Source organism: Synechococcus sp. RSCCF101, from assembly GCF_008807075.1.
In the GTDB taxonomy this organism is placed as follows: domain Bacteria; phylum Cyanobacteriota; class Cyanobacteriia; order PCC-6307; family Cyanobiaceae; genus RSCCF101.
The window spans coordinates 560977-583289 of sequence record NZ_CP035632.1; the positions used below are offsets into that span (position 1 = coordinate 560977).

The following is a 22313-nucleotide window of genomic DNA, read 5'->3' on the forward strand; positions in this document are numbered from 1 at the left end:
GCGGGCCGGAATTTAGGTCGGCAAGCGGCCCGTTCCCCTCAGAAGCGCGCGCGTTGGTACGCGGCGTAACCCCGACCGCGGCCGACCGAGCCACCCAGGGCCTTGAGCCACTCCTCCAGATCGCGCCCGTGGGCCCGCTCCTCGTTGAGCAGGGTCTCGAAGAAGGCGGCGTTCTCGCCATCGCCGATCAGGGTGCAGTGGCGGTGGCTCTCGGCGTAATGGTGGATGAGATCGTCCTCCAGCCGGATGTTGCCCTCCAGCAGGCCGAGCAGATCGGCGGCAACACTCACGGGGCGCAGCTGGGAGGCGGCGGGGGCGGCACCGAGCTGCAACATGCGCTGCACGATCGACTCGGCGTGCTGCATTTCCTCCACCGTCTCCTTGCGGAAGCGTTCGGCGGACTCGCTGTCGCCCCAGAGGTCCAGCAGGCTGGCCTGGGTCATGTACTGCTGCACCGCGGTCAGCTCCAGGCTGAGGGCGCGTCCGAGCAGGCCGAGAACGCGCGGGTGGACAGAGGGGGTCACGGTCATGGGCGGATCGGCGCTCAGTAGCGGGTCGCGTGGGTGGGCACCAGAGCCGATTCGACCTCGGCGTGCGGTCTGGCGATGATGTGAGCGGCGACGAGACCGTCACCCACCCGCTCGCAGGCATCGGCGCCCGCGCGGACAGCCGCATTCACGGCCCCCGTCTCGCCGCGGACCATCACGGTGACGTAGCCACCACCGACGAACTCGCGCACGATCAGGCGCACCTCGGCGGCCTTGGTCATGGCGTCGGCGGCCTCGATGGCGGGAACCAGGCCGCGGGTCTCGATCATGCCCAGGGCGATGCCGTATGGGCGGGGCTCCGGAGCCGGGCCGGCCGCCGCTCCGCCGCTGGATCGGGGCGGGGTGCCGCGGGCGGCACTGCCGCCGCGCCTGGCGGGTGTGGAGCGGGCGGGCGGAGCGCTGCGGCGGGTGGTGGTCCGGGCCGGGCTGGCCGCGCGGCTGGTGGTGCTGCGGCCGGTGGCCGCCGGCGTTGCCGCTGCCGGGAGGGCCGCCGGAGCCGGTGCGGGTGCGGCGCTCTTGGGATCGGGGCTGGCGGGGGTGCTTGCGGTGGCCATGGGTCGGTGAAGGGTGGTGGGGAGCGGAGCGTGAGGCCGGGGCGGCGCCTGCGGCGGCCTGGCCCTGGGCCTCATCCGTCCGGACACCAGTGGTCGATGATCCCGCCGATGGTCAGATCGGTGATGGTGGCCGGGTCCGGGCAGGCGAAGCGAGCCGCCGAGCCACTGGCGGTGAAGACCCAGTTGCCGGGGCGGGCGCCCACCGGATCCACCGCCACCATCTGCTTGCCCTTGTTGTTGCGCAGCAGGCGCAGATGCATGTGGCCGATGCCGGCCACGCGCTCGGTGCACACCAGGGAACCGGTCACCTGCATGATCTCCATCAGCGTCGCGCGCCTCCGCTGGACGGTGTCCCTGTGGCCGGTGCACCTGTGGCCGGGGAGCCGGCTGCCGGTGCTCCGGAGCTCGGGCTGCCGGTCGAGCCGCTGGGGGCCTTGGGTGGGTCGGGTTCCCAGTGGTCGATGATCCCCACGATCGTCAGGTCGCTGGGATACGACTTGCTGCCGGCCGCTTCGCGGGCCGCCGAGCTGCTGACACAGATCACCCAGTCGCCGGGCTTGGCCCCCACGGCATCCACCGCCACCTTCTTGGTGCTGCCATCCAGCACCACCTGGAGGTGCTTGTGCTCGAAATCGGGAATCCGATTCGTCGCCACCAGGGGTTTCACCACCTTGCAGATCAGCATCGTTCAGTGAGCGGCCTCGGGCGCGAGCGGGATGGACATGGCGATGGTTTCCGCCGGTTCGCCCCGATCCCGGTCGCGGATCGAGAGCAGGGTGTGCAGCAGACCGCGATCGCACAGATCCCCGTAGCGCACGTGCATGGCCTCACGCACCCGCTCGCAGTCGGCGATGGCGCGTTCACGGGCCCCGGGGATGCTGCCGCTGTAGTCGAATCGGATCACCACGGGGATCGGCAGACCGCGGGACACGTTGAGGCCGCGGAAGATCTTGATGCCCACGTCCAGGTCGGAGGCGGCTTCCTCGACCGTCTCGAGATGGGCGAAATAGGTGAGGTTGCGCAGATGGACCTCCTTGAAGCCGATGCCCACGCCGATGAAGCGTTCGGCGTGGCCGGCATCGCTGTAGGCGCCGCCGAAGTGGCTGCGCACCAGGTCGATCTGGGAGATGTTGTGCTCCAACAGCAGGGCGATGAACCGCTGCATGCCCTCATCGCACTGACCCGGGCACGCTTCGGCGACGCGCTGGGCGATCAGCTCGCGGCCCTGCTGGGGGCTGAGGCTGCTGCTGTCCTCGTAGAGGGCCAGGCCATCGACCCAGTGGAGCAGGTCGATCACGTGATCCGCGGCCGGCACATGCACGCGGATGGCATCGGTGTCGGTGTCCATCCCGATCAGGAGCAGATCAACCGACGCGCCGCAGCAGAAGCCGTTCTCAATCGCCTGGCGGAAGTCCTGAAGCCTCTGCAGGCCCGCGGCAGCAGCGGCGGCGTCATCGCTGCCATGGGCGGCGCAGCCCTGGTGGGAGGGATCGCGCGAGCTGAAGTGGTACACCACCACCTTCAGATAGCTGGTCGGTTCCGTGGCGGCGTTGGGCACTGATTCACGGAAGCGGCGGTGCTCGGTGCCCACCCAGCGCTTGACGCTGCGGCTCACGTCGAACATCGCGCCGGCATGGGAGCGGCGTCGCACCAGGCCGTAGGGCAGGCGCAGCACGGAGCTGACCGTGTGGGCCAGGCGCCCGTCGGCGCAGGGGCTGATGTCGAGCAGGTGGAATCCCTGCTCGAGCAGGGTGTTGCCCATGGCCGCCGTGCGCTCGTGCGAGCGGGCTCCCCGCAGCGGGTCATGGCCGAAGAAATCACGGCTCATGGCCTCGTAGGCGCGGAAGACGCACCAGGCGTAGAGGCGCTTCATGTCGAGCCCCTCCACCCAGGTCTGGTCGAGCACGAACTGGGGCAGGCTGAAGCCCAGCTGGGCCCGGGCCAGCTCCTGGGCGCGGGCGCTGAAGTCGGGCTCGCGCTGCAGGCTGGCCAGCTGCTGCAGCAAAGGCACGATCCGATCGAAGCAGCCCTTGATCCGCTCTTCGTAGTCGATCAGCAGAGCGTTCTCCCGCTGATCGGTCAGGGGGTGAGCCCGATGGGGCCTGGAGCCGGAGCCACCGGCCCCGCCGGGCCGCTGCAGCTGCCGGCGGGACGGTGCCGTGGGGGCCAGTGGTCGCTGGGGGAGGGTGCGGGCTCCGCGCATGGACACCTCAGCCCCGGGCTCCGCCCGACAGGGTGACGAGGGATCCCTTCTCGGTGTTGCCGCTGGAGCCGGTGATCGGGCTGACGGGCTGATCGCGGTCCCGGTTGCGCTTCGGCTCGAAGGCCGGCATCGCGGTCATCGGGCCTGGGCGACTGGGGTTGCGGCGACGGGCCGAGGCGCCCTCGGTGCCGGTCACATGCTGGCCGCGGTCCCAGTCATCGCCGGTGATGCGGTGGGCTGTGGAGGAGCCCTCACCGGTCACCTTGGGGCTGGTGCGGACCGCACCCACATCGTGCTGTCCGGCCAGTGCGGGGCCGGCGCCGGCCGGCTCGGGCCGGGCGGGGAGGGCCCGGGGTTGACGGCCCGGGCGGTCGAACCGGAACTGCTCGGTTCCCGTGACCTTGTCCGGGGCCATGTCAAAGGGTCCGGTGATGCGGGAGCCCTGTTCGTAGCGGTTGCCCGTGACGGCGCGGCTCCGCTGCCGCTCCACCTGGGCTGCCCGCGCCGGCGACTGGACGCTGAACCGCTGCCAGGGGGCGTCGGCCAGGGGCTGAGGGAAATCAGCGGCGTTGTCGGTGGAAGCACCGCAGGCCTCGCCGATGTGCTCGGGGCCCACATAGGGCGTGCCGGAGATCGGCTCACAGGCGCCGCGATCGGCTCCGGTCATCACGCCACCGAGCCCGGGCTGCAATCCGGTCAGACCGGGACCCGGCGTGCCGGCACCCACGGGGGTGCGCTGCCGGATCGACTCCACCTGCTCTTTGCCACACCAGGCTCCGGCCTGCTCGAGGCCGGCGTAGGGCGTGCCGGTCACGGCTTTGCAGGTGCCCGGTTCATCGCCGGTGACACGGCCGGATCGGCCGGTCTGGGTGCCGCTCACCACCTGGGAGCGGTTGGTGACGCTGAAGCCCACCTTCGCGGCCTCGGGCTGCGGACGCGCTCCGCAGAAGGCCTCGTACTGCTGCGGTCCGACGTATTCGTCTCCGGTGACCCGCTTGCAGCTGCCGGGCTCGTTGCCGGTCACATGGGGGGAGCGCCCCACCATGGTGCCGGTCACGCCGGCACCGCGAAGCGTCTGGAGGTTGCCCACCTTCTCGGCCGGTCGGCCGCCGGGGAGAGGGTCCCGGCCGAGGTACTGATCACCCGTGAGGGTCCGGGCCGAGCCGGCTTCATCACCGGTGACCCTCTCGGAACGACCCACCATCACCCCGGTCACCGGCCGCCCGGCTTCGGTGCGGCTCAGACCCACCTTGGGGTTGGAGGGGATCGACCCACCGCACCAGCTGGTCATCTGATCGGCGCCGATGTACTCGGTGCCGGTCACGTTCTTGCAGGTGCCGGGCTCATCGCCGGTGACCTTGTGGGATCTGCCCACTTCGTTGCCGGTCACACGGTTGCCATGGCTGGTGCTGGTGACCTGCACCTTCAGGGGTTGGCTGGGTTCGGGCTCGGCCTGGCAGAAGTCGCGGAAGATCTCGGCTCCCATGTACTGGGTTCCGGTGATGGTGCGGCAGGTGCTGGCCTCGTTGCCGGTGGTGCGGGGCGAGCGGTTGGCCTGGGTGCCGGTCACGGTCTGGCCGGTGCTGGTCTCACTGGCTCCCACCTTCCAGTGGGCGTCGGCGGCTTCGGTGGGGCGATTGATGCCCCGGCGGGGTCCTGTGGGTCGGGTGCCGCCGCTGCGCTGGCTGCCGCAGGCGCCGGAGCGGCTGCGCAGCTCGCGGACCCGCTGGGCGAGCTCACGGCTGGTGAGGTCGGGATTGGCCTGCCGGGCCATGGACGCCGGTGTCGGGCTCGACTGGCTGGCGGATTTGCCGTGCTTGGAGAGAGCCTGCCGGCGGGCCAGCACCAGGGAGCGGCTGGGATTCTCGATGGCGCGGCGCTTGACGTTGCGGCGCTGGATGTCGGCGGGCTGCAGAGAGCGGGCGGAGGCGGCCGGTCGGGCCGGAGTCGCAGGGGCAGCGGCCGGAGTGGGGGCGGGCGCCTGAGCGGCGGCCTGACGGCTGGCCTGATGCACGTCCACACGGGTGCGGTCGCGGCTGCCATCGGCGCGCTTGCCACGCCTGGAGAGGGCTTCCCGGCGGGCCAGCACCAGGTCCCGGCTGGGATTGGGGATGCGCTGCAGGGTTCTGCTGGTGCTCTCCTGCCGCGGCAGGGACACCGGCGCCGGAGCGGGAGCAGCAGCGCGGGTCCTGGGCGTGCTCGGACGGGTCTCCCGCGGAGTCACCGCTGCGGCCTTGGTGCGGCTGGGCCGGGCATCGGCGGCACCGCGCACGCGCTCGGGGCTCGAGGTGTAGCGGCCGGCGGCTTTCTTGCCGGCTGTGGTGAGAGCCTTGCGCCTCTCCAGTGCCGCCTCGCGACTCGACGTGCGTGCCATGTCCCCGGGTGATGTGTGCAGTGATCCAACGCGTGTTGCCATCCCGCTCGGGACAGCGGGAGACCTCCGTCAGTGAGCCCGGAGATCCCCGATTGCCGAAGCGGCGTTCAGCGGGCCTCGAAGACCACGAAGGCTGCACCCTGGCTCTGGGTGTAGGCGTCGTAGCCGACCATGCGCACGTGGTGATCGGGATAAGCGCGGTGGCAGGCCTCGAGTTCACTGACGATCACGCCGAGGTCCTTCTCACCGAAGAAGGGCAGTTTCCAGTACGACCAGTAGGTCGCCATGGAACGACTGGGGTGGATGTGCTCCACGAGGGGCGTCCAGCCCTGGGCGATGATGTAGGCGATCTGGTCGTAGATCTCGTCCTGGGTCATCGGCGGCAGAAAGCCGAAGGTTTCCAGGGTGGCGACTGTCTGATAGTCACCCACGGTGCTCTGGAACGGCATGGGAGTCCTTGCTGAGGGTGGTGGTGTTGAGGCGAAGTGACCGCGACGGCGGATTCACAATCGGAATCCGCCGTCATCGGCCGGGTCAGGTCAGTTGACGTCGAGCTTGTCGACGGTGTCGAACTCGAATTTGATCTCCTTCCAGGTCTCCAGGGCGATCGCCAGTTCGGGGCTGTGCTTGGCGGCCTCCATCAGGATGTCGCGGCTTTCCTTCTCCAGCTCACGGCCGGCGTTGCGGGCCTTGACACAGGCTTCCAGAGCCACACGGTTGGCGGCGGCGCCGGCGGCCGATCCCCAGGGGTGACCGTGGGTGCCACCACCGAACTGGAGCACGGAATCGTCGCCGAAGATGGTGACGAGGGCCGGCATGTGCCACACGTGGATACCACCGGAGGCCACGGCGAAGACCCCGCCCATGGAACCCCAGTCCTGGTCGAAGAAGTTGCCGCGGGTGCGATCTTCGGGGATGAAGGATTCACGCAGCTGGTCGATGAAGCCCAGCGTCGTCTGACGGTCGCCTTCGAGCTTGCCCACCACGGTGCCGGTGTGCAGCTGGTCGCCACCGGAGAGGCGCAGGCACTTGGCCAGCACGCGGAAGTGGATGCCGTGCTTGGGATGACGGTCGATCACCGCGTGCATGGCGCGGTGGATGTGGAGCAGCATGCCGTTCTTGCGGCACCACTTAGCCAGACCGGTGTTGGCGGTGAAGCCACCGGTGATGTAGTCGTGCATGATGATCGGCTGCCCGAGCTCCTTGGCGAACTCGGCCCGCTCGTACATCTCCTCGGGAGTTGCGGCGGTGCAGTTGAGGTAGTGCCCCTTCTTCTCACCGGTCTCCATCTCGGCCGACTTCACAGCTTCGGCAACGAACTCGAAGCGGTTCTGCCAGCGCTGGAACGGCTGGGAGTTGATGTTCTCGTCGTCCTTGGTGAAGTCGAGACCGCCCCGCAGGCACTCGTAGACCACCCGGCCGTAGTTCTTGCCGGAGAGGCCGAGCTTCGGCTTGATCGTGCAGCCAAGTAGCGGACGGCCGTACTTGTTCATGCGGTCGCGCTCGACAACGATGCCGTTCGGCGGACCCATGCAGGTCTTGATGAAGGCCAGCGGGAAGCGGATGTCCTCAAGCCGCAGGTGACGCAGGGCCTTGAAGCCGAAGACGTTGCCCACCAGGGAGGTGAGCACGTTGGTGACGGACCCTTCCTCGAACAGATCGAGGGGATAGGCGATGAAGGCGTAGAAGGACTCCTTGTCGCCGGGGACATCCTCGATCCGGTAGCAGCGGCCCTTGTAGAAATCCAGGTCGGTCAGCAGCTCGGACCAGACCGTGGACCAGGTGCCGGTCGAGGACTCGGCCGCCACGGCGGCACCGACTTCCTCGCGGGGCACCCCTTCCTGGCCGGTGCACTTGAAGCAGGCCAGCAGGTCGGTGTCGAGGGGAACGTAGTCGGGAGTCCAGTAGGTGTCTCTGTACTCCTTGACCCCTGCGTCGTACTTCTTGCTCATGGGTTAACTCCGTTGTGGTCGTGGGAAATGACGGGAAGGCCGCCTGGGCCGTGCCTGGCGATTCAGTCCGTTCAGTCCTTCTGACCAGAGAAGTTGCCGTTGCCGAGCGCAGGCTCCACCTCACGGTGCGGGCGGGCGATGATGTGGGCGGCCACCAGACCGTCACCGACCCGCTCGCAGGCATCGGCTCCGGCGCGGACGGCAGCGTTCACAGCACCGGTCTCACCGCGGACGAGAACGGTCACGTAACCGCCGCCGACGAACTCGCGTCCGATCAGGCGCACTTCCGCGGCTTTGGTCATGGCGTCAGCCGCCTCGATGGCCGGGACGAGACCGCGGGTCTCGATCATGCCGAGGGCGATGCCCATGGTTTCGTTAGCCATTGCCTGCCGGAAAGGGGTTGATTTGTTCGCGAATGACAATGCTTGTCGGCCATCCCCTCCGTCAAGCGATCCGGGGTGTTCCGGCAATGATGGTCCGTTGTGAACGGAATAAGCAGAACTGATTAATTCGTTGTGGAACGTTGCGTGCCGGCTGATCCGGCCTCCGAACGCCTCTGCGGAAGCGGAAGACGGACCCTCCGTCCCTCACAATCGCCCCATGAGCGGACCTTCTTCTGCCGCCGTGCCGGGCCCTTCTCCCCTGCAGGAGCTGGTGATCGCCAGCAGCAATCCGATCAAGGTGGAGGATCTCACCACCATGCTGCAGCCCCTCGGGCTGGGCATTCTTCCCCTGCCGGAAGGGCTCGAGATCGAGGAGACCGGCAGCACCTATGCGGAGAACGCCCGCCTCAAGGCCAGCGGTGTCGCCCGCGTGACCGGTCACTGGTCCCTGGCCGATGACTCGGGCCTGGAGGTGGATGCTCTCGGTGGAGCGCCGGGTGTGCTGTCGGCCCGCTACGCCCCGACAGCGGCTGAACGCAACGCCCGCCTGCTGCAGGAGCTGGGATCGGTGCCCTACCGGTCCGCCGCGTTCGTCAGCGCCATGGCCCTGGCCGACCCGTCAGGAGCAGTGGTCCTCGAGGCGGAAGGAGCCTGCCGAGGCTCGATCCTGACCCGGCCGATCGGTCCCTGCGAGGGCTATGCCGCACTCTTCTGGCTGCGGGAGGCGGCGATGACCTACGCCGAGCTGCCCCAGCACCTGCGCTTCAAGCTGGGCAGCCGCGGCCGGGCCGCCCGTGAGATGGCCGAGCGGCTGCGGGCCCTGATCAGCGGTTGATCAGCTGGATCGCATGCATGGCCGCCGCGGCGGCCTCCTCCACATCACCCTCCCGGCCCGCCAGGGTCAGGCGGCCGAAGGCTCCGACGGCCTTGACATCGACAACGGTGATGTTCGAGGCCTTCTCGGCTTCATTGGCTGCGATCAGCACATAGCCGGCCGGCTCGGTCTCGAGGATGAACATGCTCATGCCGGCCTGGATCATCGAGCCGCGGCGGTTCTGCCGGTTGATGAGAACCGCGTGATCGGGCGTGATCGCCCGGATGATCTCGGTCCAGCTCACATCGCAGCGGCTGCGTCGCTCCACGCTGCTGCCGATGGCATCGAGAATCACATCGCCGGAGTGGAGCACATTGCTCTGGTCGCGGTGATAGATCGCCAGAGAGCCGAAGGCCCGCTCCACCACCATCTGGCCGAGGCGAACGGTGCTGGCCTTGAGGGCGATGTCGGTGACCCGGTGGACCGCCATGCCGGGAGACACCTCCAGCCAGAGACAGGCATCACCGGGGATCGGCAGAAACCCCTGCGAGACGGTGCCCATGTAGGCCGCCAGCTGGGGTTGCAGCGAGTCGAGAAACACGTAGGTGCGCAGCTCGATCGACTGCACCTGACTCGACTGGCGCACCTGGCGGGTGGTTTCGCCGTCGGTGGTGATCACGCAGCTGGGACCGCCGGCGGCCTCCGGCCGGCTCTGGGTCCCGGTCACCCTGACCGAGCCGGAAGGACGTCGTCCCATCGGTTGCTGGAACGTGGCCCTGCCCTGCATGGCGCGCGATCCTACCGGCCGACCTGCAGCCGTGACTTGCGGACCTGGACTCAGCCGATACATTCGCACCAGATCTGACTCCGGCACGTCGATGGTGAGCACACCCGCCTCCGCCGCCAGGCCCAGCGCCGGCGAACCCTCCGCGATGCGGGCCTGGATGAAGGAAATGATGGAGGGAGAAGCCACGCCGGAACGGGCTCTCGCCCTGATCGGCATAGGCCTGGTCGGGCGGATGACCGGCTCCTCCAGTGAATCCGAATGGTCCTGGATTCAACCGGAGGATGGAACGGAAGCTCGGCTGGATGGCCTGCGTCGTCGCCTCGAGACGATCGCCCTGGCGATCAACACCGGCGCTCCGCTCACCACCCAGGAGGTGAGCCAGCTCCTCGGTGCCCGGCCCGGCTCCGACCGGGCGCGGCGGGGCGATGTTCAGGCCGAGCGTCTGAGCCGCAATGTCTGGCGTCTCAGCCGGGTCGAGTCCTCCGGGCGTGAGGTCGATGGCGGCCGGATGAACGCCGGCTTCAGCGAAGCGGCGGGCCGTCGCCGCCGCCTCTGAATCGAGACCCGAATCGAACTCCGTTCAGCGGCTCATTCGCTGCTGCCGGCGTCCCCGTTCTCGCCGGCAGCACCGTTGTCGCCAGAGGCCCCGTCCGGTGCGCTGTCATCCGCGTCCTCATTCGCGGAAGCGGCGGGTTCGCTTGCCTCGGGCTCGGCACAGATCACCACCGAATCCAGCTGGGCCCGGGCCGCGAGCACGGAGGCCGCCTCCAGCTGGAGCGCCACGCTGGCATCGGCCAGGGTCATGTCCTTCTGCCGCCGCACCTCAGCCACGGCCTGCCGGAACAGCTCCACCTGGTCCCTGAACTCCTTCACCTCGGCCTTCTCCAGCTCAGTGTTGGCGTCCCTCAGGCTCGCCATCGCCTGATCGAGCTTCGTGCCGGCCGTTTCGGCGTCCTCCACCGTCGATTCCGGCGTCAGGCCTTCCACGCCGGCCACGGCCTCCTCCACCGCGGCGCGCGCCGCACAGACCGCAGCCACATCGGCGATCACGGCCTGCTCGTCGGATTCGGCCCTCTGCTCGGGGCTGCGGCAGGCGGTGGTCAGCATCATCAGCGCCACACCGCTCAGCAGCAGGCAGGCCGGTCCGGAGGGAGAAGCCATGGAGGCGATTCGGGTGCAGCGTCTGCTCGACCGTAGATCGGATCAGGGGATCTGACGCGTCCCGGACAACGCCCGTGGTCGCCTGATCCCGAAGACTTGTGGTGGGCTGCTTGTCGCGCCTCATCCCGCGCTCCACGGTGGGGCGTGGCCGCAGCGACCCCGCATGAGCGTCAGCGCACCATCCATCCCGACCTCCCTGAGCACACCTCCAGCCCCGGAGGGTCACGAGATCGTGCGCGAGCGCGGTCAGCGCGAGGTGTTCTGCGGCCTCACCTCGATCGTGTGGCTGCACCGGCGCATGCCGGATGCCTTCTTTCTGGTGGTGGGCTCCCGCACCTGCGCCCACCTGATCCAGAGTGCCGCCGGCGTGATGATCTTCGCCGAACCCCGCTTCGGCACCGCGATCCTGGGGGAGCGGGATCTTGCGGGGCTCGCCGATGCCAACGAGGAGCTCGACCGCCTGGTGGCCCGGCTCCTGGAGCGGCGCCCGGAGATCCGCACGCTCTTTCTGGTGGGGTCCTGCCCGAGCGAGGTGATCAAGCTGGATCTGGCCAAGGCGGCCGAACGCCTCAACCATGCCCACTCCGGACGGGTGATGGTGCTGAGCTACAGCGGCAGTGGCATCGAGACCACCTTCACCCAGGGGGAGGATGCCGCCCTGCAGGCGATGCTGCCCCTGCTCCCGGACGCTGCAGCGTCTGGTGATTCTGCGGATCAGCTGCTGATTGTCGGAACCCTGGCCGATGCGGTGGAGGAGCGCCTCACCGGCCTGTTCCGCCGCATGGGGATCGAGCGGGTGCGCAGCCTGCCGCCCCGGCGCTCCACCGAGCTGCCCGCCGTGGGACCGGGCACCCGGGTCCTGCTGGCCCAGCCGTTCCTGTCCGGCACGGCCCGGGCCCTTCTCGATCGGGGTGCCGAGCTGGTGTCGGCACCGTTCCCTCTGGGGGTGGAGGGCAGTGCCGCCTGGATGGAGGCCGCCGCTGCGGCCTTCGCCATCCCCGAGTCTCGTGTGCGCGAGGTGCTCGACCCGCTGGTGAAGCGGGGCCGAGAGGCTCTGGCCCCGCACCGGGAGGTGCTGGCCGGCAAGCGCCTGTTCCTGATGCCCGATTCCCAGCTGGAGATCCCACTGGCCCGCTTCCTTCACCGGGAATGCGGCATGGAGCTGGTGGAGGTGGGAACGCCCTATCTCGACCGGCGGCTGATGGAGGCCGACCTGTCCCGGCTGCCGCCCGCAACCCGCCTGAGCGAGGGGCAGGACGTGGACCGTCAGCTGGAACGCCTGCGCGCGGCCCGACCGGACCTGGTGCTCTGCGGGCTGGGTCTGGCCAATCCGCTCGAGGCGGAGGGCATCGCCACCAAGTGGTCGATCGAACTCGTGTTCAGTCCGATCCACGGCTGCGATCAGGCGGCGGACCTGGCCGAGCTGTTCGCCCGCCCGCTCCGACGGCGTGAGCGGCTGCAGGTCGCCTGACTCCGGCGCTCATCTCCACCCCCTCCACACCCACTGTCTCCCCGTTCACTCCCGCCCCCGATGGAACTCACGCTCTGGACCTACGAGGGCCCACCCCATGTGGGCGCGATGCGCATCGCCGCTTCGATGGAGGGCGTGCACTACGTGCTCCATGCCCCCCAGGGGGACACCTACGCCGACCTGCTGTTCACGATGATCGAGCGACGCGGTTGCCGGCCGCCGGTCACTTACACCACGTTCCAGGCCAGAGACCTGGGAGGCGACACCGCCGACCTGGTGACGCGCACGATCGCCGATGCGGTGCAGCGGTTTGCTCCGGAAGCCCTGCTGGTGGGCGAGAGCTGCACGGCGGAGCTCATCCAGGACCAACCCGGAGCGCTGGCCGCCGGCATGGACCTGGGCGGGGTGCCGGTGGTCAGCCTCGAGCTGCCGGCCTATTCCAAGAAGGAGAACTGGGGGGCTGCCGAAACCTTCTACCAGCTGGTCCGGGCGCTGCTCAGACCCCAGATGCCCCCGCCCGGCCAGCCCCGGCCCGATCCCGGCCGCTGGCGCCGGGAGGGCCGCCGGCCGCGGGTGAACCTGCTGGGGCCGAGCCTGCTGGGCTTCCGCTGTCGGGATGACGTGCGCGAGATCACCCGTCTGCTGGCCAGCCATGGCATCGATGTGAGCGTGACCGCGCCGCTGGGTGCCCGACCGGCCGATCTGGAGCGCCTGCCCGATGCCGATGTCAACGTCTGTCTGACGCCCGAGGTGGCGGGCACGGCCTGCAGCTGGCTGGAGCGCAGCTTCGGCATGCCCTGGGTGCGCACGGTGCCGATCGGCATCCGTGCCACAGCCGATTTCCTGCGGGAGATCCATGGCCTGCTCGAGCTGGAGCTGCCGCCGGAGCTGGTTCCTGATGCCGGCGGCGCCTGTGAGGCCGAGCGGCGCTCACAGCTTCCCTGGTACTCCCGCTCGGTGGATTCCACCTATCTCACGGGCAAGCGGGTGTTCATCTTCGGCGACGCCAGCCATGCCATCGCTGCCGCCCGCATCGCCCGCCACGAGCTGGGCTTCGAGGTGGTGGGCCTGGGCAGCTACAGCCGGGAACGGGCCCGGGAGGTCCGCGCGGCCGCCAGGGAGTTCGGGCTCAACGCCCTGATCACCGATGACTATCTCGCCGTGGAGGCCGCGATGGCGGAGGCCGCCCCGGAGCTGGTGCTGGGCACCCAGATGGAACGGCACAGCGCCAAGCGGCTGGGACTTCCCTGCGCCGTGATCAGTGCACCCCTGCACGTTCAGGATGTGCCGGCCCACCACTCACCCCAGATGGGCTGGGAAGGGGCGAATGTGATCTTCGATGCCTGGGTCCACCCGTTGATGATGGGTCTGGAGGAGCATCTGATCGGCATGTTCCGGCACGATTTCGAGTTCGTCGACGGTCACCGCAGTCACCTCGGCGAAGGAACCGCTTCGCCGGGCACGCCAGCTGCGGCAACTCCGCCTGCACAGACCTTCTCCACCCCGCTGCAGGATCTCTCCCCTGCCGATGCGGCTGAGGCCCTGGCCACGACGGTGGCCGTGGCCGAGGCGTTCGCGCCGGCGGGCGGTGCTCCCGAGTGGACGGCGGACGGCGAGGCGGAGCTGAACCGCATTCCCTTCTTCGTGCGGGGCAAGGTCCGCCGCAACACCGAATCCTTCGCCCGGGATCGGGGCCTGGTGGCGATCGACGCCGAAACGCTGTACGACGCCAAGGCCCACTTCAGCCGCTGATCCGGTGCGCCGCTTGCCCACAGTCAGGCTCTGGATGAGGCATACACCGCATTGTGTTCCGATTGTGGCGTGAGGCTGTGAGTGGATGCTCAGATCGATTCGTATCGGTTTGCATGAAGCATGGCCTTCGGGCAGGCCGCTGACCTTGCATGGAATCAGTGACATCGACTCGGGGTCTTCAGCATGACCAGCACGCTCAAACCGCCGGCGGTCACCCCCTCCCGGGGTGAGGACGGGGAAGGCAGCCTGCAGGTGCATCAGGATCCCTCCCTGCGCATCGAGGAGGGGGCCCTTGTCATCGCGGTCTACGGCAAGGGAGGCATCGGCAAATCCACCACTTCCTCCAATCTCTCAGCCGCCTTTTCACGCCTCGGCAAGCGGGTGCTGCAGATCGGCTGTGATCCGAAGCACGACTCCACCTTCACGCTGACCAAGCAGATGGTGCCCACGGTCATCGATATTCTCGAGGAGGTGGATTTTCACAGCGAGGAACTCAGGCCCGAGGACTTCGTCTTCGAGGGCTTCGGTGGCGTCCAGTGTGTGGAATCCGGCGGGCCGCCGGCAGGGACCGGTTGCGGCGGCTATGTCACGGGTCAGACGGTGAAGCTGCTCAAGGAGCATCACCTGCTGGAGGATACCGATGTGGTGATCTTTGACGTGCTGGGCGATGTCGTCTGCGGCGGTTTCGCCGCGCCACTGCAGCACGCCCATTACTGCCTGATCGTCACCGCCAACGACTTCGACTCGATCTTCGCGATGAATCGCATCATCGCGGCCATCCAGGCCAAGGCGAAGAACTACAAGGTGCGGCTCGGCGGCGTGGTGGCCAACCGCAGTCGCGACACTGATCAGATCGACCGGTTCAATGAGCGGGTGGGCATGAAGACCATGGCCCATTTCCCGGACCTGGACGCCATCCGTCGTTCCCGGTTGAAGAAGTGCACGATCTTCGAGATGGAGCCCACGCCGGAGGTGGAGGCGGTGCAGAACGAATACCTGCGCCTGGCCCGGGCGATGGTGGAGAGCGTCCAGCCGCTGGAGGCGGTTTCCCTCAAGGACCGGGAGATCTTTGACCTGCTGGGCTTCGACTGAGCGGCTCCGGCGGAGCCGCCACCCGCGCGCCGATCAGCTGCAGGGTTCGAGGCGGACCCTGCAGCGGCGCTGCAGCAGGCGGAGCGGAAACTTGACGTAGCTGGGCTCATCCAGACGGTGCCAGCGGGTGCGGGCCATCAGTTCGAGCGCGAACACCTTGGCGATCGTCACGGCCAGCTGAGCCCCGAGGCAGGCATGCACGCCACCACCGAATGGGATGAAGCTGTACCGCCGGTCGACCGGTGCGTCTCCCAGAAAGCGGTCGGGATTGAAGCGATCGGGTTCCGGGAAGTTGCTGGCGAGGGCGTGGGCGAGTCGAGGCTCAGCGATCAGCCCCCAGCCCCTGCGGTAGGTCAGGCCATCGAGCTCGACCGTGCGGGTCAGTCGCCGTGTCGCGGTGGAGGAGGGTGGCTGCAACCTCAGGGTCTCGCTGATGGTGGCCCCCAGCACGGGGGTGGCCCTGATCGCGTCCATGGCCAGTCCCTGCTCGCTGCCGAGGACGGCGCTGTGGGCCGATGCTTCCTCACGCAGCCGCTCCAGAACATCGTCATGGCCGGCCACCTGGACCATCCAGGAGGCGAGCAGGCCGGTCACCTCGTAGTGGGCTCCCCAGAGCTGCAGCAGGCACTGGTTGGCCATCAGGGGATCGCTGAACACGCCGTCGGGATTGAGGGCCCGCTCGTGCAGCATCATCCCGAGGAAGTCACGCGGCGGCGGCGCCTCCTCCGTGCGGCGCCTCTCGATCACCGCCTCCATGAACCGGATCAGCCGCCTGCGCGCCGCCATGCCCCGCCCGAAGGCCGTCACGGGCACGTCGAAGGGCACCAGGCCGAAGAAGCCATCGAAGAAGCGCCGGTAGAGGCTCTTGAGCTCTCTGGCGCTGGTGATGGGCAGCCCGTGCAGCCCGGCCATGCCGTCGTCGCCGGCGCCCTGCTCCTCCCGCAGGCTCACGCCCAGCAGCAGCGGCGCCAGCAGATCGAAGGAGAGGGCCTCAACGCTGTCGAGCACCGGCAACGCCGCCTGCCCCCGCCAGGAGTCCAGGTGTCGCCGCACCACCCTGTGCAGACGCGGGATGTACGACTCCAGCATTACGCCGGCAAAGGCAGGCTGGAGGGCGCTCTTGCGCTGGCGGTGCAGATCCGGGCGCTGGAAGAGGCTGTACTCACCGAACATCGCCAGCGTGGTGGCGGGCAGGCCGATCTCCGTGTACTGGTTGTCGCCGTTGAGCACCATCTCCACCGCGCGCGGTGAGCCCACGAACACCGTGGTGCCGCCGAAGACCCCCGTGCGGAAGATCGGTCCGTGCCGGCCGGCCCGCTCCAGGCAGAAGCGATCGGGGTCGCGGATGAAGTCGATGGTGTCCAGCCAGCCGGGCGTTCCCGGCGGCAGTTCGACCGCGCGGCCTTCGGGCTCGCTGCCCGGCTCATGAACGACCAGATCCTCGCTGACGCGTCCCACCGGGCGATCCTCAGGCGCCGGCGTCCAGGCCCACCAGGCGCATCGACAGATCCCAGACCCGTTCGGCCGTGCGGGGATCGGTGGCCTGATCGGAGAGCTCCTGGCTGAACTGCCGTCCGTTGCGGCTCTGGCGGTTCCCCCAGCTCCAGTGCACACCGGAGACGGCGAACTCCGGATCGATCACCACCTGCGCCACCCGCTCGCCGGCCAGGGACTGGCTGACGTAGCCGCCGGTGATCGTCTTCTGGAACCAGGGGAAGATGCGCTGGAACAGCTTCGGGGTGTTGCGGAACAGGGGTGTGTCCGCGACGCAGCCCGGATAGAGGGAGGTGAAGACGATGCCGCTGCTCCCATGCAGGCGCCGGTGCAGCTCCTGGGTGGTGATCATGTTGCAGAGCTTGCTGTCCTTGTAGGCCTTGCCGGGCTTGAAGGGTTTGCCGTCGGCCATGCTCACCGGGGCCAGGAAGCCGGCTTCGAATCCGGACAGATCGCCGAGATTCGCCGGGGCCGGAATGGGGATCTTGCCGCCCAGTTCCTTGGAATTGGCGGTGACGGTGCCGAGGATCACCAGGCGCCGGGAGGGGTGCGTGGAACGCCCGAGGGTCTCGAGCATCAGCTGAATCAGCAGGAAATGGCCCAGATGATTCGTGGCCATCGAGATCTCGTAGCCCTGGGGCGAGCGCTCCGGCTGCTTGAGCCTCGGCTTGTAGACCGCGGCGTTGATCACCATGGCGTCGATCGGCATGGGCAGCGAATCCACCAGCGTCTCCACGCCGCTGCGGACGCTTTCCAGATCGCCCAGATCGACCCGCAGGTGATGCAGCTGCTGCGGTGGGATCGAGAGGGTGGCGGCGGCCTCCGCGGCGCGGACGGGATCCCGGTTGAGGGTCACCACCGTCCAGCCACGGTCCACGAAGGCCTTGGTGGCGTGCAGGCCCACCCCGGATGTGGTGCCGGTGATCAGAACGGTCCCGGGCGTCGCGCTCACGCTCACAGTGCAGTCAGGGGAAGGTCAACCTAGGGAGTCGCATCGTTTCCGGTCCACAGCACCCGCAGCCGGTTCGGGTGGATCCATTGATCCTGCTCCTGCATCACCACGCGCTCGCCACCGATGCTGAAGAGGGAGTCGAAGCGCTCCTGGGCCCGCTGAAGGCGGCCGTCCTGCACCTGGAGGATGGCGGTGAGCTCGTGATGGCGGTCCAACCGCTCCTGGTAGGCGCCGGCGAGACGGACGACGCTGACGCCACTGACCAGCAGGAGCCCGATCTTCACGCCCAGGCCGATGCTGCTGCAGAGCAGCTCACGCCGGTCCTGCTGCAGCTGCAGCGCAGCGGCCCGTTCAGCCGCCGATGCAGCCGACGAAGCCTGGGAGGGCATCGGAACGGAGCCGAGCTCACCGACGGGGCGATGGCGTCGTCGGGCACGACGCTGCTCGGAGCGACTCGGACGCGACCGACCGGGGCGTCGCTGCGCAGTTCCGGCCGGCAGGGGAGCGGGGGATGGATGGCCCATCTGGACCTCGGGAACCTCCTGGTTGTACCCCCGCTGTCAACCGGGGCTCAGGCCCGGTACAGGCTCACGCAGAGACGCACGGCGAGCACCGCGGCATGGGCGGCGACCACCAGAGCGATGTAGATCTCGGCCTGGGTCAGGGAGCTCACCATGATGTTCGGGAGGGCAGGATCGCGATCATTGTCCTGGCTGCCGGCCCACCGTCCTCGCTGGCCCTGGCCTCCTGTCACAGCTCTTGATGCCGCCTGACGTGTCCCTTCCCGATGCCATCCGCGTCTCCAGCGACGCCGTCCGCAGCCTGGATGTCTCCCCCCTGGCGCCCTGGCTCTCGGCGGGGCTGGCCGAGCGGCTCGCCGCCGGACCCGTTCTGGAGCTCACCATCGACTGGCCCAGAAGTGCAGAGGATCCGCGCGAACTCTCCGAATGCCCGGAGCCGCGGCTCTGGTCGCTTCACCTCGATGCCCTGCATCCCTGGCTGCCGCTGGTGCTGGAGCGCGGCAGCGGTCAGCTGGCCCGGCACGTGGCCATGCTGCTGCCCCACTCCTTCAGCCGCAGCGAGGGTCTGCGCTTCGCACCGGAGAGTCTCGAGCTCTGGATCACGCACCGCCTCTTCCTGCTCGACCACCTCGCCACGCGTGAGGGGCTGGTGGTGCGCCAGAACCTGGCCCAGATGGCCGGTGTGCTCGGCTTCGCCCTCGAGGAGAGCTTCTGGGACCTGGCGGCCCGACCCGGCAGCTGAGCCTCAGGCGCCCGAGAGCAGCAGGCTCAGCGCCCGCCGGCCACTGTCGAGAGCCAGCAGCACGGCCAGGCCTCGGAGGATCCCCGCCAGTCGCGGCCCGCTGACCCGATCCATCCTGGAGGCCGACCACTGGGCCGCCAGCGCGGCGGTCCCACCGAGGATCAGGGCCGTCGCCGGCAGACCCCGGCCCTGGGAGAGGAACTGAAGGGACGCGCCGCTGGCGGAGCAGGCCACCGCCAGGGTGCTGAAGCGGATGGCCAGGTGAATCGGCAGGGTGAGGCCCCGCACCATCAGCGGCACCATCACCAGCCCTCCCCCCAGTCCGAGCAGGCCGCCGGCGAAGCCCGCCACCGCTCCCACACCGGCCAGTCCGAGGATCGGCTGGGCCATGCCCGGGCCCGGGATCTCGCCGCGCTCACCATCGGCGGAGCGGATGCTCAGGGCCAGCAGCACGTACATCAGCGCCTGGAGGGAGAGCAGATGCCAGCCCTCCATCAGCCGGCCCATGCGGCTGAACAGCAGGGCCGCCAGCAGAGCCGCGGCGCCGATGCCGATCGACCCCTTCAACGGCAGGCTGCGGGAGCGCAGGTGCGCGGTCGTGCCGCCGAGCGTGGTGGGAACGATGGCCATCGTGCTGGTGGCCAGGGCCTGATGGGGATCCAGGCCGAGCGCCAGCAGCAGAGGGGAGAAGACCAGTCCACCGCCGATTCCCACCAGCCCGGAGAGCAGCCCCGCCATGATCCCGAGGGGCAGCAATGGCAGCAGGTCTGCCATCGATGCGGCCCCCGTCATCACGCAGTCCAGTCCAGCACCTGCCGTGCCCGCTTCTGACCCCACGGCTGCCTCAGCGGTCCTGCTGCCGACCCTGCGGGACCATGGTCGGCGTCAGATGGCCATTGATGCCTGGCTGCTGAGGCGGGCCGACCGGCCGATGCTGCGGCTGTACCACTGGAGCGCACCGACCCTGTCCCTGGGGCGCCATCAACGGCACTGGCCCGCCCACTGGCCCTCTCTCGCCGAGGAGCTGGATCTGCCGGTGGTGCGGCGTCCATCGGGGGGAAGGGCCGTTCTTCATGCCGGTGGACTCACGTACGCCGTCGTCTGGCCACGGGCTCCCCGTCCGGCGGCCGAGGCCTACCGCGCCATCAGCCTCTGGCTGATGGACGCCTTCGCATCTCTCGGGATCCCACTGGAACCTGGCGGTGGTTGGCAGCGTCACCAGCCGAGCCACTGTTTCGGCACGGCCACCCCGGCCGATCTGGTGGAAGCCGGTGGCGTCAAGCGCATCGGCAGTGCCCAGCGCTGGCACGGGGCCGACCTGCTGCAGCACGGGGAGATCCTGCTGGAGCCTCCGGGCGATCTCTGGCAGGCCCTGTTCGGCTCGCCTGCACCGGAACTGCGGCCGTTGCCGGTGCCTGTGGAGGCGCTGGAGCATCGCCTCGTGACCCTGGCTCAGGGTCGGCTCTGGTCCGATCGCCTGTTGCCGCAGGGATGGCCCGATCAGGAGGGCGCACCCTGGGGATCGGCCTGGGGTGACACCAGTCCGCTGGTGACCATCCCCTGGGCGACCTGAGCCAGCGAGAGCCCCAGCGGATAGGTGTTCTGCTGCCGCGCCGCCTTGATCAACGGCGGCGGCAGCTTGAGGCCGATCTGCCGAAGCACCCGCTCGCTGAGCTCGAAGCGTTCCAGCGTTCCCTCCGGCAGCCCGGCCGGGCCAAGCACCAGCAGCCTGCCGCCGGCCGCCTGCTCAAGGGCCAGAGCGGCCTGCCAGAGCGGCGCCTGGGCGCTGATGGAGGACAGGTCCGAGAGGGGACGCAGGTGGTCGGCCACGCGATCGCTGTCCCATCGCTGAACGGGCAGGTCCCGCAGCGGAGCGTCGTCCACGTACCCCTTCCAGCGGCCCTGGCTGCAGACCAGCACCCAGTCGCTGGGCCCCTCGCTCTCGTGCAGCCGGAGGCGGCTGAGGTCCCGCAGGGGGCGGTCCTGTTCGAGCACGCGGAAGCGACGACTGGCGGCCTCGTGAACCCGCAGATCCGTGAGGGCTTTCTGCAGCGCCAGCATCTGGCTCTGCTGCCGGGAGGCGCCCAGGCCGAACCAGCCGAGGAGCACCAGCCAGAGGCCACCGATCCCGCCACCCCGCAGGAAGAGCAGGCTTCCCAGCCCGATGGCCAGCAGAGCGAGAACACGGCCGCTGGTGGCGGCCACTCGGGTGCCCTGCCGCTGGCTGCCGGTCCAGTGCCAGACCAGGGCCTTGAGAATCAGCCCGCCGTCGAGGGGAAGGCCGGGCAGCAGGTTGAACAGGGCCAGCACCAGGTTCAGTGACCCCAGTTGGGCCACCATCCGGCCGAGCAGCGGACTGACATGGTCGGCGGGGTGCACGCTGGCCAGCAGCAGGCCCGCCAGCACCAGACTCACCAGCGGCCCGGCCGCTGCCACCATCAGCGATCCCAGTGCCGTGGAGCACTCCCGCTCCACCCGCGCGACCCCGCCGAGCAGGAACAGCGTGATGCTGCGCACCTTCACCCCCTGGCGGAGCGCCACCAGGGAATGGCCCAGCTCATGCAGGAGAACGGAGACGAACAGCAGCAGGGCGGTGGTGAAGCCCAGAGCCCAGCTGAGTGCTCCGGCTCCGTCGCCCAGGCTGCGGTACTGCTCCTGGAAGGCCAGAGTGGCCAGGGCCAGGATCAGAAACCAGCTCGGATGCACCAGCAGCGGGATGCCGCGAATCGTCATCAGCTGCCAGCTCTCCTTCACCGCGCGTGCGCTCCTGCCTGAGGGCCGACCAATGGTTGTTCAATCCTAGAAACTTCCCCAGAGCCGCCCGTGCCGGATGCCCTGCAGCTGAAGATCTGCGGCCTGACCCAGCCGGAGCAGGCCGCCGCGGTGGCGGCCATGGGGGTGGAGGCCATCGGCGTGATCGGCGTGGCGGGATCCCCCCGCTGCCTTGATTCCGAGCAGCGCGATCGGGTCTTCGATGCCGTCGCCAGCGTGGCTCCGGACTGCGAGCGGGTGCTCGTGCTGGCCGATCCGAGCGATGCCGAGCTGGAGAGTGTGGCTTCCGCTGGCCGTACCCGGGCCACAGTGCTGCAGCTGCATGGCGGGGAGACACCGGAACGCTGTGCCGCGATCAGCCGGCTGCTGCCCGACCTGACGCTCTGGAAGGCCTGGCGGCTCAGGGCACCGGAGGAGATTGAACTGCTGCTGACCTACCGCCACAACGTGCAGGCCCTGCTTCTGGATGCCTGGCACCCGCAGCAGCTGGGAGGAACCGGAACCCGGCTGCCGCTGGACTGGCTGGCGGATGCCGGGAGTCTGGGGCGCTGGTGGCTCGCCGGCGGCGTGTGCGAAGAAGCGCTCCCGCAGATGCTGAGCAGGGTCCGCCCGAGCGGTCTGGATGCCTCCAGTCGCCTCGAGCGGAGCCCGGGGATCAAGGATCTGGATCGCGTTCGGCGGTTGGTCGATGCCGTGCAAGCCTTCGACCGACCGCCCGGAGCGGGATCCGGTTGAGGCCGG

Annotated in this window: 25 protein-coding genes; 8 read left to right on the forward strand and 17 right to left on the reverse strand. The window is 69.1% G+C overall.

What is annotated here, in order from left to right:
- Positions 1-38 precede the first annotated feature (38 nt).
- From EVJ50_RS02775 to EVJ50_RS02815, 9 genes are all read right to left on the reverse strand, one after another.
- The gene (locus EVJ50_RS02775) at positions 39-530 is read right to left on the reverse strand and encodes a ferritin-like domain-containing protein (RefSeq protein WP_150882258.1); all 492 of its coding nucleotides are present in this window, start codon (positions 528-530) and stop codon (positions 39-41) included.
- A gap of 14 nt (positions 531-544) precedes the next feature.
- Positions 545-1102, reverse strand: coding sequence for a BMC domain-containing protein (locus EVJ50_RS15250; RefSeq protein ID WP_304622898.1), 558 nt, complete (start codon positions 1100-1102; stop codon positions 545-547).
- Positions 1103-1173: 71 nt separating this feature from the next.
- Positions 1174-1425 (reverse strand): carboxysome peptide B, encoded by a 252-nt coding sequence (locus EVJ50_RS02785; protein WP_150882259.1) that lies wholly within the window; start codon positions 1423-1425, stop codon positions 1174-1176.
- Entirely contained in the window at positions 1425-1787 is a 363-nt protein-coding gene (locus EVJ50_RS02790) for a carboxysome peptide A (RefSeq protein WP_150882260.1), read from the reverse strand. The genes EVJ50_RS02785 and EVJ50_RS02790 overlap by 1 nt, the downstream gene beginning before the upstream one ends.
- Before the next feature lie 3 nt (positions 1788-1790).
- Positions 1791-3305, reverse strand: coding sequence for a carboxysome shell carbonic anhydrase (locus EVJ50_RS02795; RefSeq protein ID WP_150882261.1), 1515 nt, complete (start codon positions 3303-3305; stop codon positions 1791-1793).
- 7 nt (positions 3306-3312) lie between these two features.
- Positions 3313-5679, reverse strand: coding sequence for a CsoS2 family carboxysome shell protein (locus EVJ50_RS02800; RefSeq protein WP_150882262.1), 2367 nt, complete (start codon positions 5677-5679; stop codon positions 3313-3315).
- Positions 5680-5786: 107 nt separating this feature from the next.
- The gene (locus EVJ50_RS02805; RefSeq protein WP_150882263.1) at positions 5787-6128 is read right to left on the reverse strand and encodes a ribulose bisphosphate carboxylase small subunit; all 342 of its coding nucleotides are present in this window, start codon (positions 6126-6128) and stop codon (positions 5787-5789) included.
- 90 nt (positions 6129-6218) lie between these two features.
- The gene (locus EVJ50_RS02810) at positions 6219-7631 is read right to left on the reverse strand and encodes a form I ribulose bisphosphate carboxylase large subunit (protein WP_150882264.1); all 1413 of its coding nucleotides are present in this window, start codon (positions 7629-7631) and stop codon (positions 6219-6221) included.
- A gap of 71 nt (positions 7632-7702) precedes the next feature.
- Positions 7703-8014: a BMC domain-containing protein gene (locus EVJ50_RS02815; protein WP_150882265.1), complete on the reverse strand. Its 312-nt coding sequence runs from the start codon at positions 8012-8014 to the stop codon at positions 7703-7705.
- A gap of 217 nt (positions 8015-8231) precedes the next feature.
- On the opposite strand from EVJ50_RS02815, the gene EVJ50_RS02820 reads away from it, so the two are divergent.
- Positions 8232-8849, forward strand: coding sequence for a non-canonical purine NTP pyrophosphatase (locus EVJ50_RS02820; protein ID WP_150882266.1), 618 nt, complete (start codon positions 8232-8234; stop codon positions 8847-8849).
- Here the strand turns inward: EVJ50_RS02820 and EVJ50_RS02825 are convergent.
- On the reverse strand, positions 8839-9585 hold the full coding sequence (locus EVJ50_RS02825; protein ID WP_370455571.1) for a BMC domain-containing protein: 747 nt from the start codon (positions 9583-9585) through the stop codon (positions 8839-8841). The two genes, EVJ50_RS02820 and EVJ50_RS02825, sit on opposite strands and share 11 nt — an antisense overlap.
- Before the next feature lie 121 nt (positions 9586-9706).
- Here EVJ50_RS02825 and EVJ50_RS02830 point away from each other — a divergent pair, with 121 nt between their 5' ends.
- Positions 9707-10171 (forward strand): hypothetical protein, encoded by a 465-nt coding sequence (locus tag EVJ50_RS02830; RefSeq protein WP_191964845.1) that lies wholly within the window; start codon positions 9707-9709, stop codon positions 10169-10171.
- Between the two features lie 32 nt (positions 10172-10203).
- Here the strand turns inward: EVJ50_RS02830 and EVJ50_RS02835 are convergent, their stop codons facing one another.
- On the reverse strand, positions 10204-10776 hold the full coding sequence (locus EVJ50_RS02835) for a hypothetical protein (RefSeq protein ID WP_225323046.1): 573 nt from the start codon (positions 10774-10776) through the stop codon (positions 10204-10206).
- A 163-nt stretch (positions 10777-10939) separates the two neighbouring features.
- Between EVJ50_RS02835 and EVJ50_RS02840 the strand changes: the two genes are divergently transcribed.
- The 3 genes from EVJ50_RS02840 to bchL all read left to right on the forward strand — a co-directional run bounded on the left by EVJ50_RS02840 (position 10940) and on the right by bchL (position 15091).
- Positions 10940-12247 (forward strand): ferredoxin:protochlorophyllide reductase (ATP-dependent) subunit N, encoded by a 1308-nt coding sequence (locus EVJ50_RS02840; RefSeq protein WP_150882268.1) that lies wholly within the window; start codon positions 10940-10942, stop codon positions 12245-12247.
- Positions 12248-12307: 60 nt separating this feature from the next.
- Positions 12308-13999 carry a ferredoxin:protochlorophyllide reductase (ATP-dependent) subunit B gene (locus tag EVJ50_RS02845; protein ID WP_150882269.1) on the forward strand — a complete coding sequence of 564 codons (1692 nt, stop codon included), beginning with the start codon at positions 12308-12310 and terminating at the stop codon, positions 13997-13999.
- 183 nt (positions 14000-14182) lie between these two features.
- A complete protein-coding gene (gene bchL / locus EVJ50_RS02850; RefSeq protein WP_150882270.1) occupies positions 14183-15091 on the forward strand; it encodes a ferredoxin:protochlorophyllide reductase (ATP-dependent) iron-sulfur ATP-binding protein in 909 nt (302 codons plus the stop codon).
- A gap of 33 nt (positions 15092-15124) precedes the next feature.
- Here the strand turns inward: bchL and EVJ50_RS02855 are convergent, their stop codons facing one another.
- From EVJ50_RS02855 to psaM, 4 genes are all read right to left on the reverse strand, one after another.
- Positions 15125-16549: a cytochrome P450 gene (locus EVJ50_RS02855; protein WP_150882271.1), complete on the reverse strand. Its 1425-nt coding sequence runs from the start codon at positions 16547-16549 to the stop codon at positions 15125-15127.
- A gap of 10 nt (positions 16550-16559) precedes the next feature.
- A complete protein-coding gene (locus tag EVJ50_RS02860) occupies positions 16560-17537 on the reverse strand; it encodes a protochlorophyllide reductase (RefSeq protein WP_150882272.1) in 978 nt (325 codons plus the stop codon).
- Between the two features lie 29 nt (positions 17538-17566).
- Positions 17567-17926, reverse strand: a complete 360-nt coding sequence (locus tag EVJ50_RS02865; protein WP_150882273.1) for a hypothetical protein — start codon at positions 17924-17926, stop codon at positions 17567-17569.
- Between the two features lie 182 nt (positions 17927-18108).
- Positions 18109-18213: a photosystem I reaction center subunit XII gene (gene psaM, locus EVJ50_RS02870; RefSeq protein WP_150882274.1), complete on the reverse strand. Its 105-nt coding sequence runs from the start codon at positions 18211-18213 to the stop codon at positions 18109-18111.
- A gap of 86 nt (positions 18214-18299) precedes the next feature.
- On the opposite strand from psaM, the gene EVJ50_RS02875 reads away from it, so the two are divergent.
- Positions 18300-18800, forward strand: a complete 501-nt coding sequence (locus tag EVJ50_RS02875) for a CRR6 family NdhI maturation factor (RefSeq protein WP_150882275.1) — start codon at positions 18300-18302, stop codon at positions 18798-18800.
- A gap of 3 nt (positions 18801-18803) precedes the next feature.
- On the opposite strand, the gene EVJ50_RS02880 is transcribed toward EVJ50_RS02875, so the two are convergent.
- On the reverse strand, positions 18804-19574 hold the full coding sequence (locus EVJ50_RS02880) for a sulfite exporter TauE/SafE family protein (RefSeq protein ID WP_225323047.1): 771 nt from the start codon (positions 19572-19574) through the stop codon (positions 18804-18806).
- 43 nt (positions 19575-19617) lie between these two features.
- Between EVJ50_RS02880 and EVJ50_RS02885 the strand changes: the two genes are divergently transcribed.
- Positions 19618-20373: a lipoate--protein ligase family protein gene (locus tag EVJ50_RS02885; RefSeq protein ID WP_225323048.1), complete on the forward strand. Its 756-nt coding sequence runs from the start codon at positions 19618-19620 to the stop codon at positions 20371-20373.
- Here EVJ50_RS02885 and EVJ50_RS02890 read toward each other — a convergent pair.
- Positions 20301-21554 (reverse strand): site-2 protease family protein, encoded by a 1254-nt coding sequence (locus tag EVJ50_RS02890; RefSeq protein WP_150882278.1) that lies wholly within the window; start codon positions 21552-21554, stop codon positions 20301-20303. The genes EVJ50_RS02885 and EVJ50_RS02890 overlap by 73 nt on opposite strands.
- 69 nt (positions 21555-21623) lie before the next feature.
- Here EVJ50_RS02890 and EVJ50_RS02895 point away from each other — a divergent pair, with 69 nt between their 5' ends.
- Positions 21624-22307, forward strand: a complete 684-nt coding sequence (locus EVJ50_RS02895; protein ID WP_150882279.1) for a phosphoribosylanthranilate isomerase — start codon at positions 21624-21626, stop codon at positions 22305-22307.
- Positions 22308-22313: the final 6 nt, after the last annotated feature.

Coding starts and splice junctions, on each gene's coding strand:
- EVJ50_RS02775 (WP_150882258.1), bottom strand. CDS start 530: ATGACCGTGACCCCCTCTGTCCACCCGCGCGTTCTCGGCCTGCTCGGA.
- EVJ50_RS15250 (WP_304622898.1), bottom strand. CDS start 1,102: ATGGCCACCGCAAGCACCCCCGCCAGCCCCGATCCCAAGAGCGCCGCA.
- EVJ50_RS02785 (WP_150882259.1), bottom strand. CDS start 1,425: ATGGAGATCATGCAGGTGACCGGTTCCCTGGTGTGCACCGAGCGCGTG.
- EVJ50_RS02790 (WP_150882260.1), bottom strand. CDS start 1,787: ATGCTGATCTGCAAGGTGGTGAAACCCCTGGTGGCGACGAATCGGATT.
- EVJ50_RS02795 (WP_150882261.1), bottom strand. CDS start 3,305: ATGCGCGGAGCCCGCACCCTCCCCCAGCGACCACTGGCCCCCACGGCA.
- EVJ50_RS02800 (WP_150882262.1), bottom strand. CDS start 5,679: ATGGCACGCACGTCGAGTCGCGAGGCGGCACTGGAGAGGCGCAAGGCT.
- EVJ50_RS02805 (WP_150882263.1), bottom strand. CDS start 6,128: ATGCCGTTCCAGAGCACCGTGGGTGACTATCAGACAGTCGCCACCCTG.
- EVJ50_RS02810 (WP_150882264.1), bottom strand. CDS start 7,631: ATGAGCAAGAAGTACGACGCAGGGGTCAAGGAGTACAGAGACACCTAC.
- EVJ50_RS02815 (WP_150882265.1), bottom strand. CDS start 8,014: ATGGCTAACGAAACCATGGGCATCGCCCTCGGCATGATCGAGACCCGC.
- EVJ50_RS02820 (WP_150882266.1), top strand. CDS start 8,232: ATGAGCGGACCTTCTTCTGCCGCCGTGCCGGGCCCTTCTCCCCTGCAG.
- EVJ50_RS02825 (WP_370455571.1), bottom strand. CDS start 9,585: ATGGGACGACGTCCTTCCGGCTCGGTCAGGGTGACCGGGACCCAGAGC.
- EVJ50_RS02830 (WP_191964845.1), top strand. CDS start 9,707: ATGGTGAGCACACCCGCCTCCGCCGCCAGGCCCAGCGCCGGCGAACCC.
- EVJ50_RS02835 (WP_225323046.1), bottom strand. CDS start 10,776: ATGGCTTCTCCCTCCGGACCGGCCTGCCTGCTGCTGAGCGGTGTGGCG.
- EVJ50_RS02840 (WP_150882268.1), top strand. CDS start 10,940: ATGAGCGTCAGCGCACCATCCATCCCGACCTCCCTGAGCACACCTCCA.
- EVJ50_RS02845 (WP_150882269.1), top strand. CDS start 12,308: ATGGAACTCACGCTCTGGACCTACGAGGGCCCACCCCATGTGGGCGCG.
- bchL (WP_150882270.1), top strand. CDS start 14,183: ATGACCAGCACGCTCAAACCGCCGGCGGTCACCCCCTCCCGGGGTGAG.
- EVJ50_RS02865 (WP_150882273.1), bottom strand. CDS start 17,926: ATGCCCTCCCAGGCTTCGTCGGCTGCATCGGCGGCTGAACGGGCCGCT.
- psaM (WP_150882274.1), bottom strand. CDS start 18,213: ATGGTGAGCTCCCTGACCCAGGCCGAGATCTACATCGCTCTGGTGGTC.
- EVJ50_RS02875 (WP_150882275.1), top strand. CDS start 18,300: ATGCCGCCTGACGTGTCCCTTCCCGATGCCATCCGCGTCTCCAGCGAC.
- EVJ50_RS02880 (WP_225323047.1), bottom strand. CDS start 19,574: ATGGCAGACCTGCTGCCATTGCTGCCCCTCGGGATCATGGCGGGGCTG.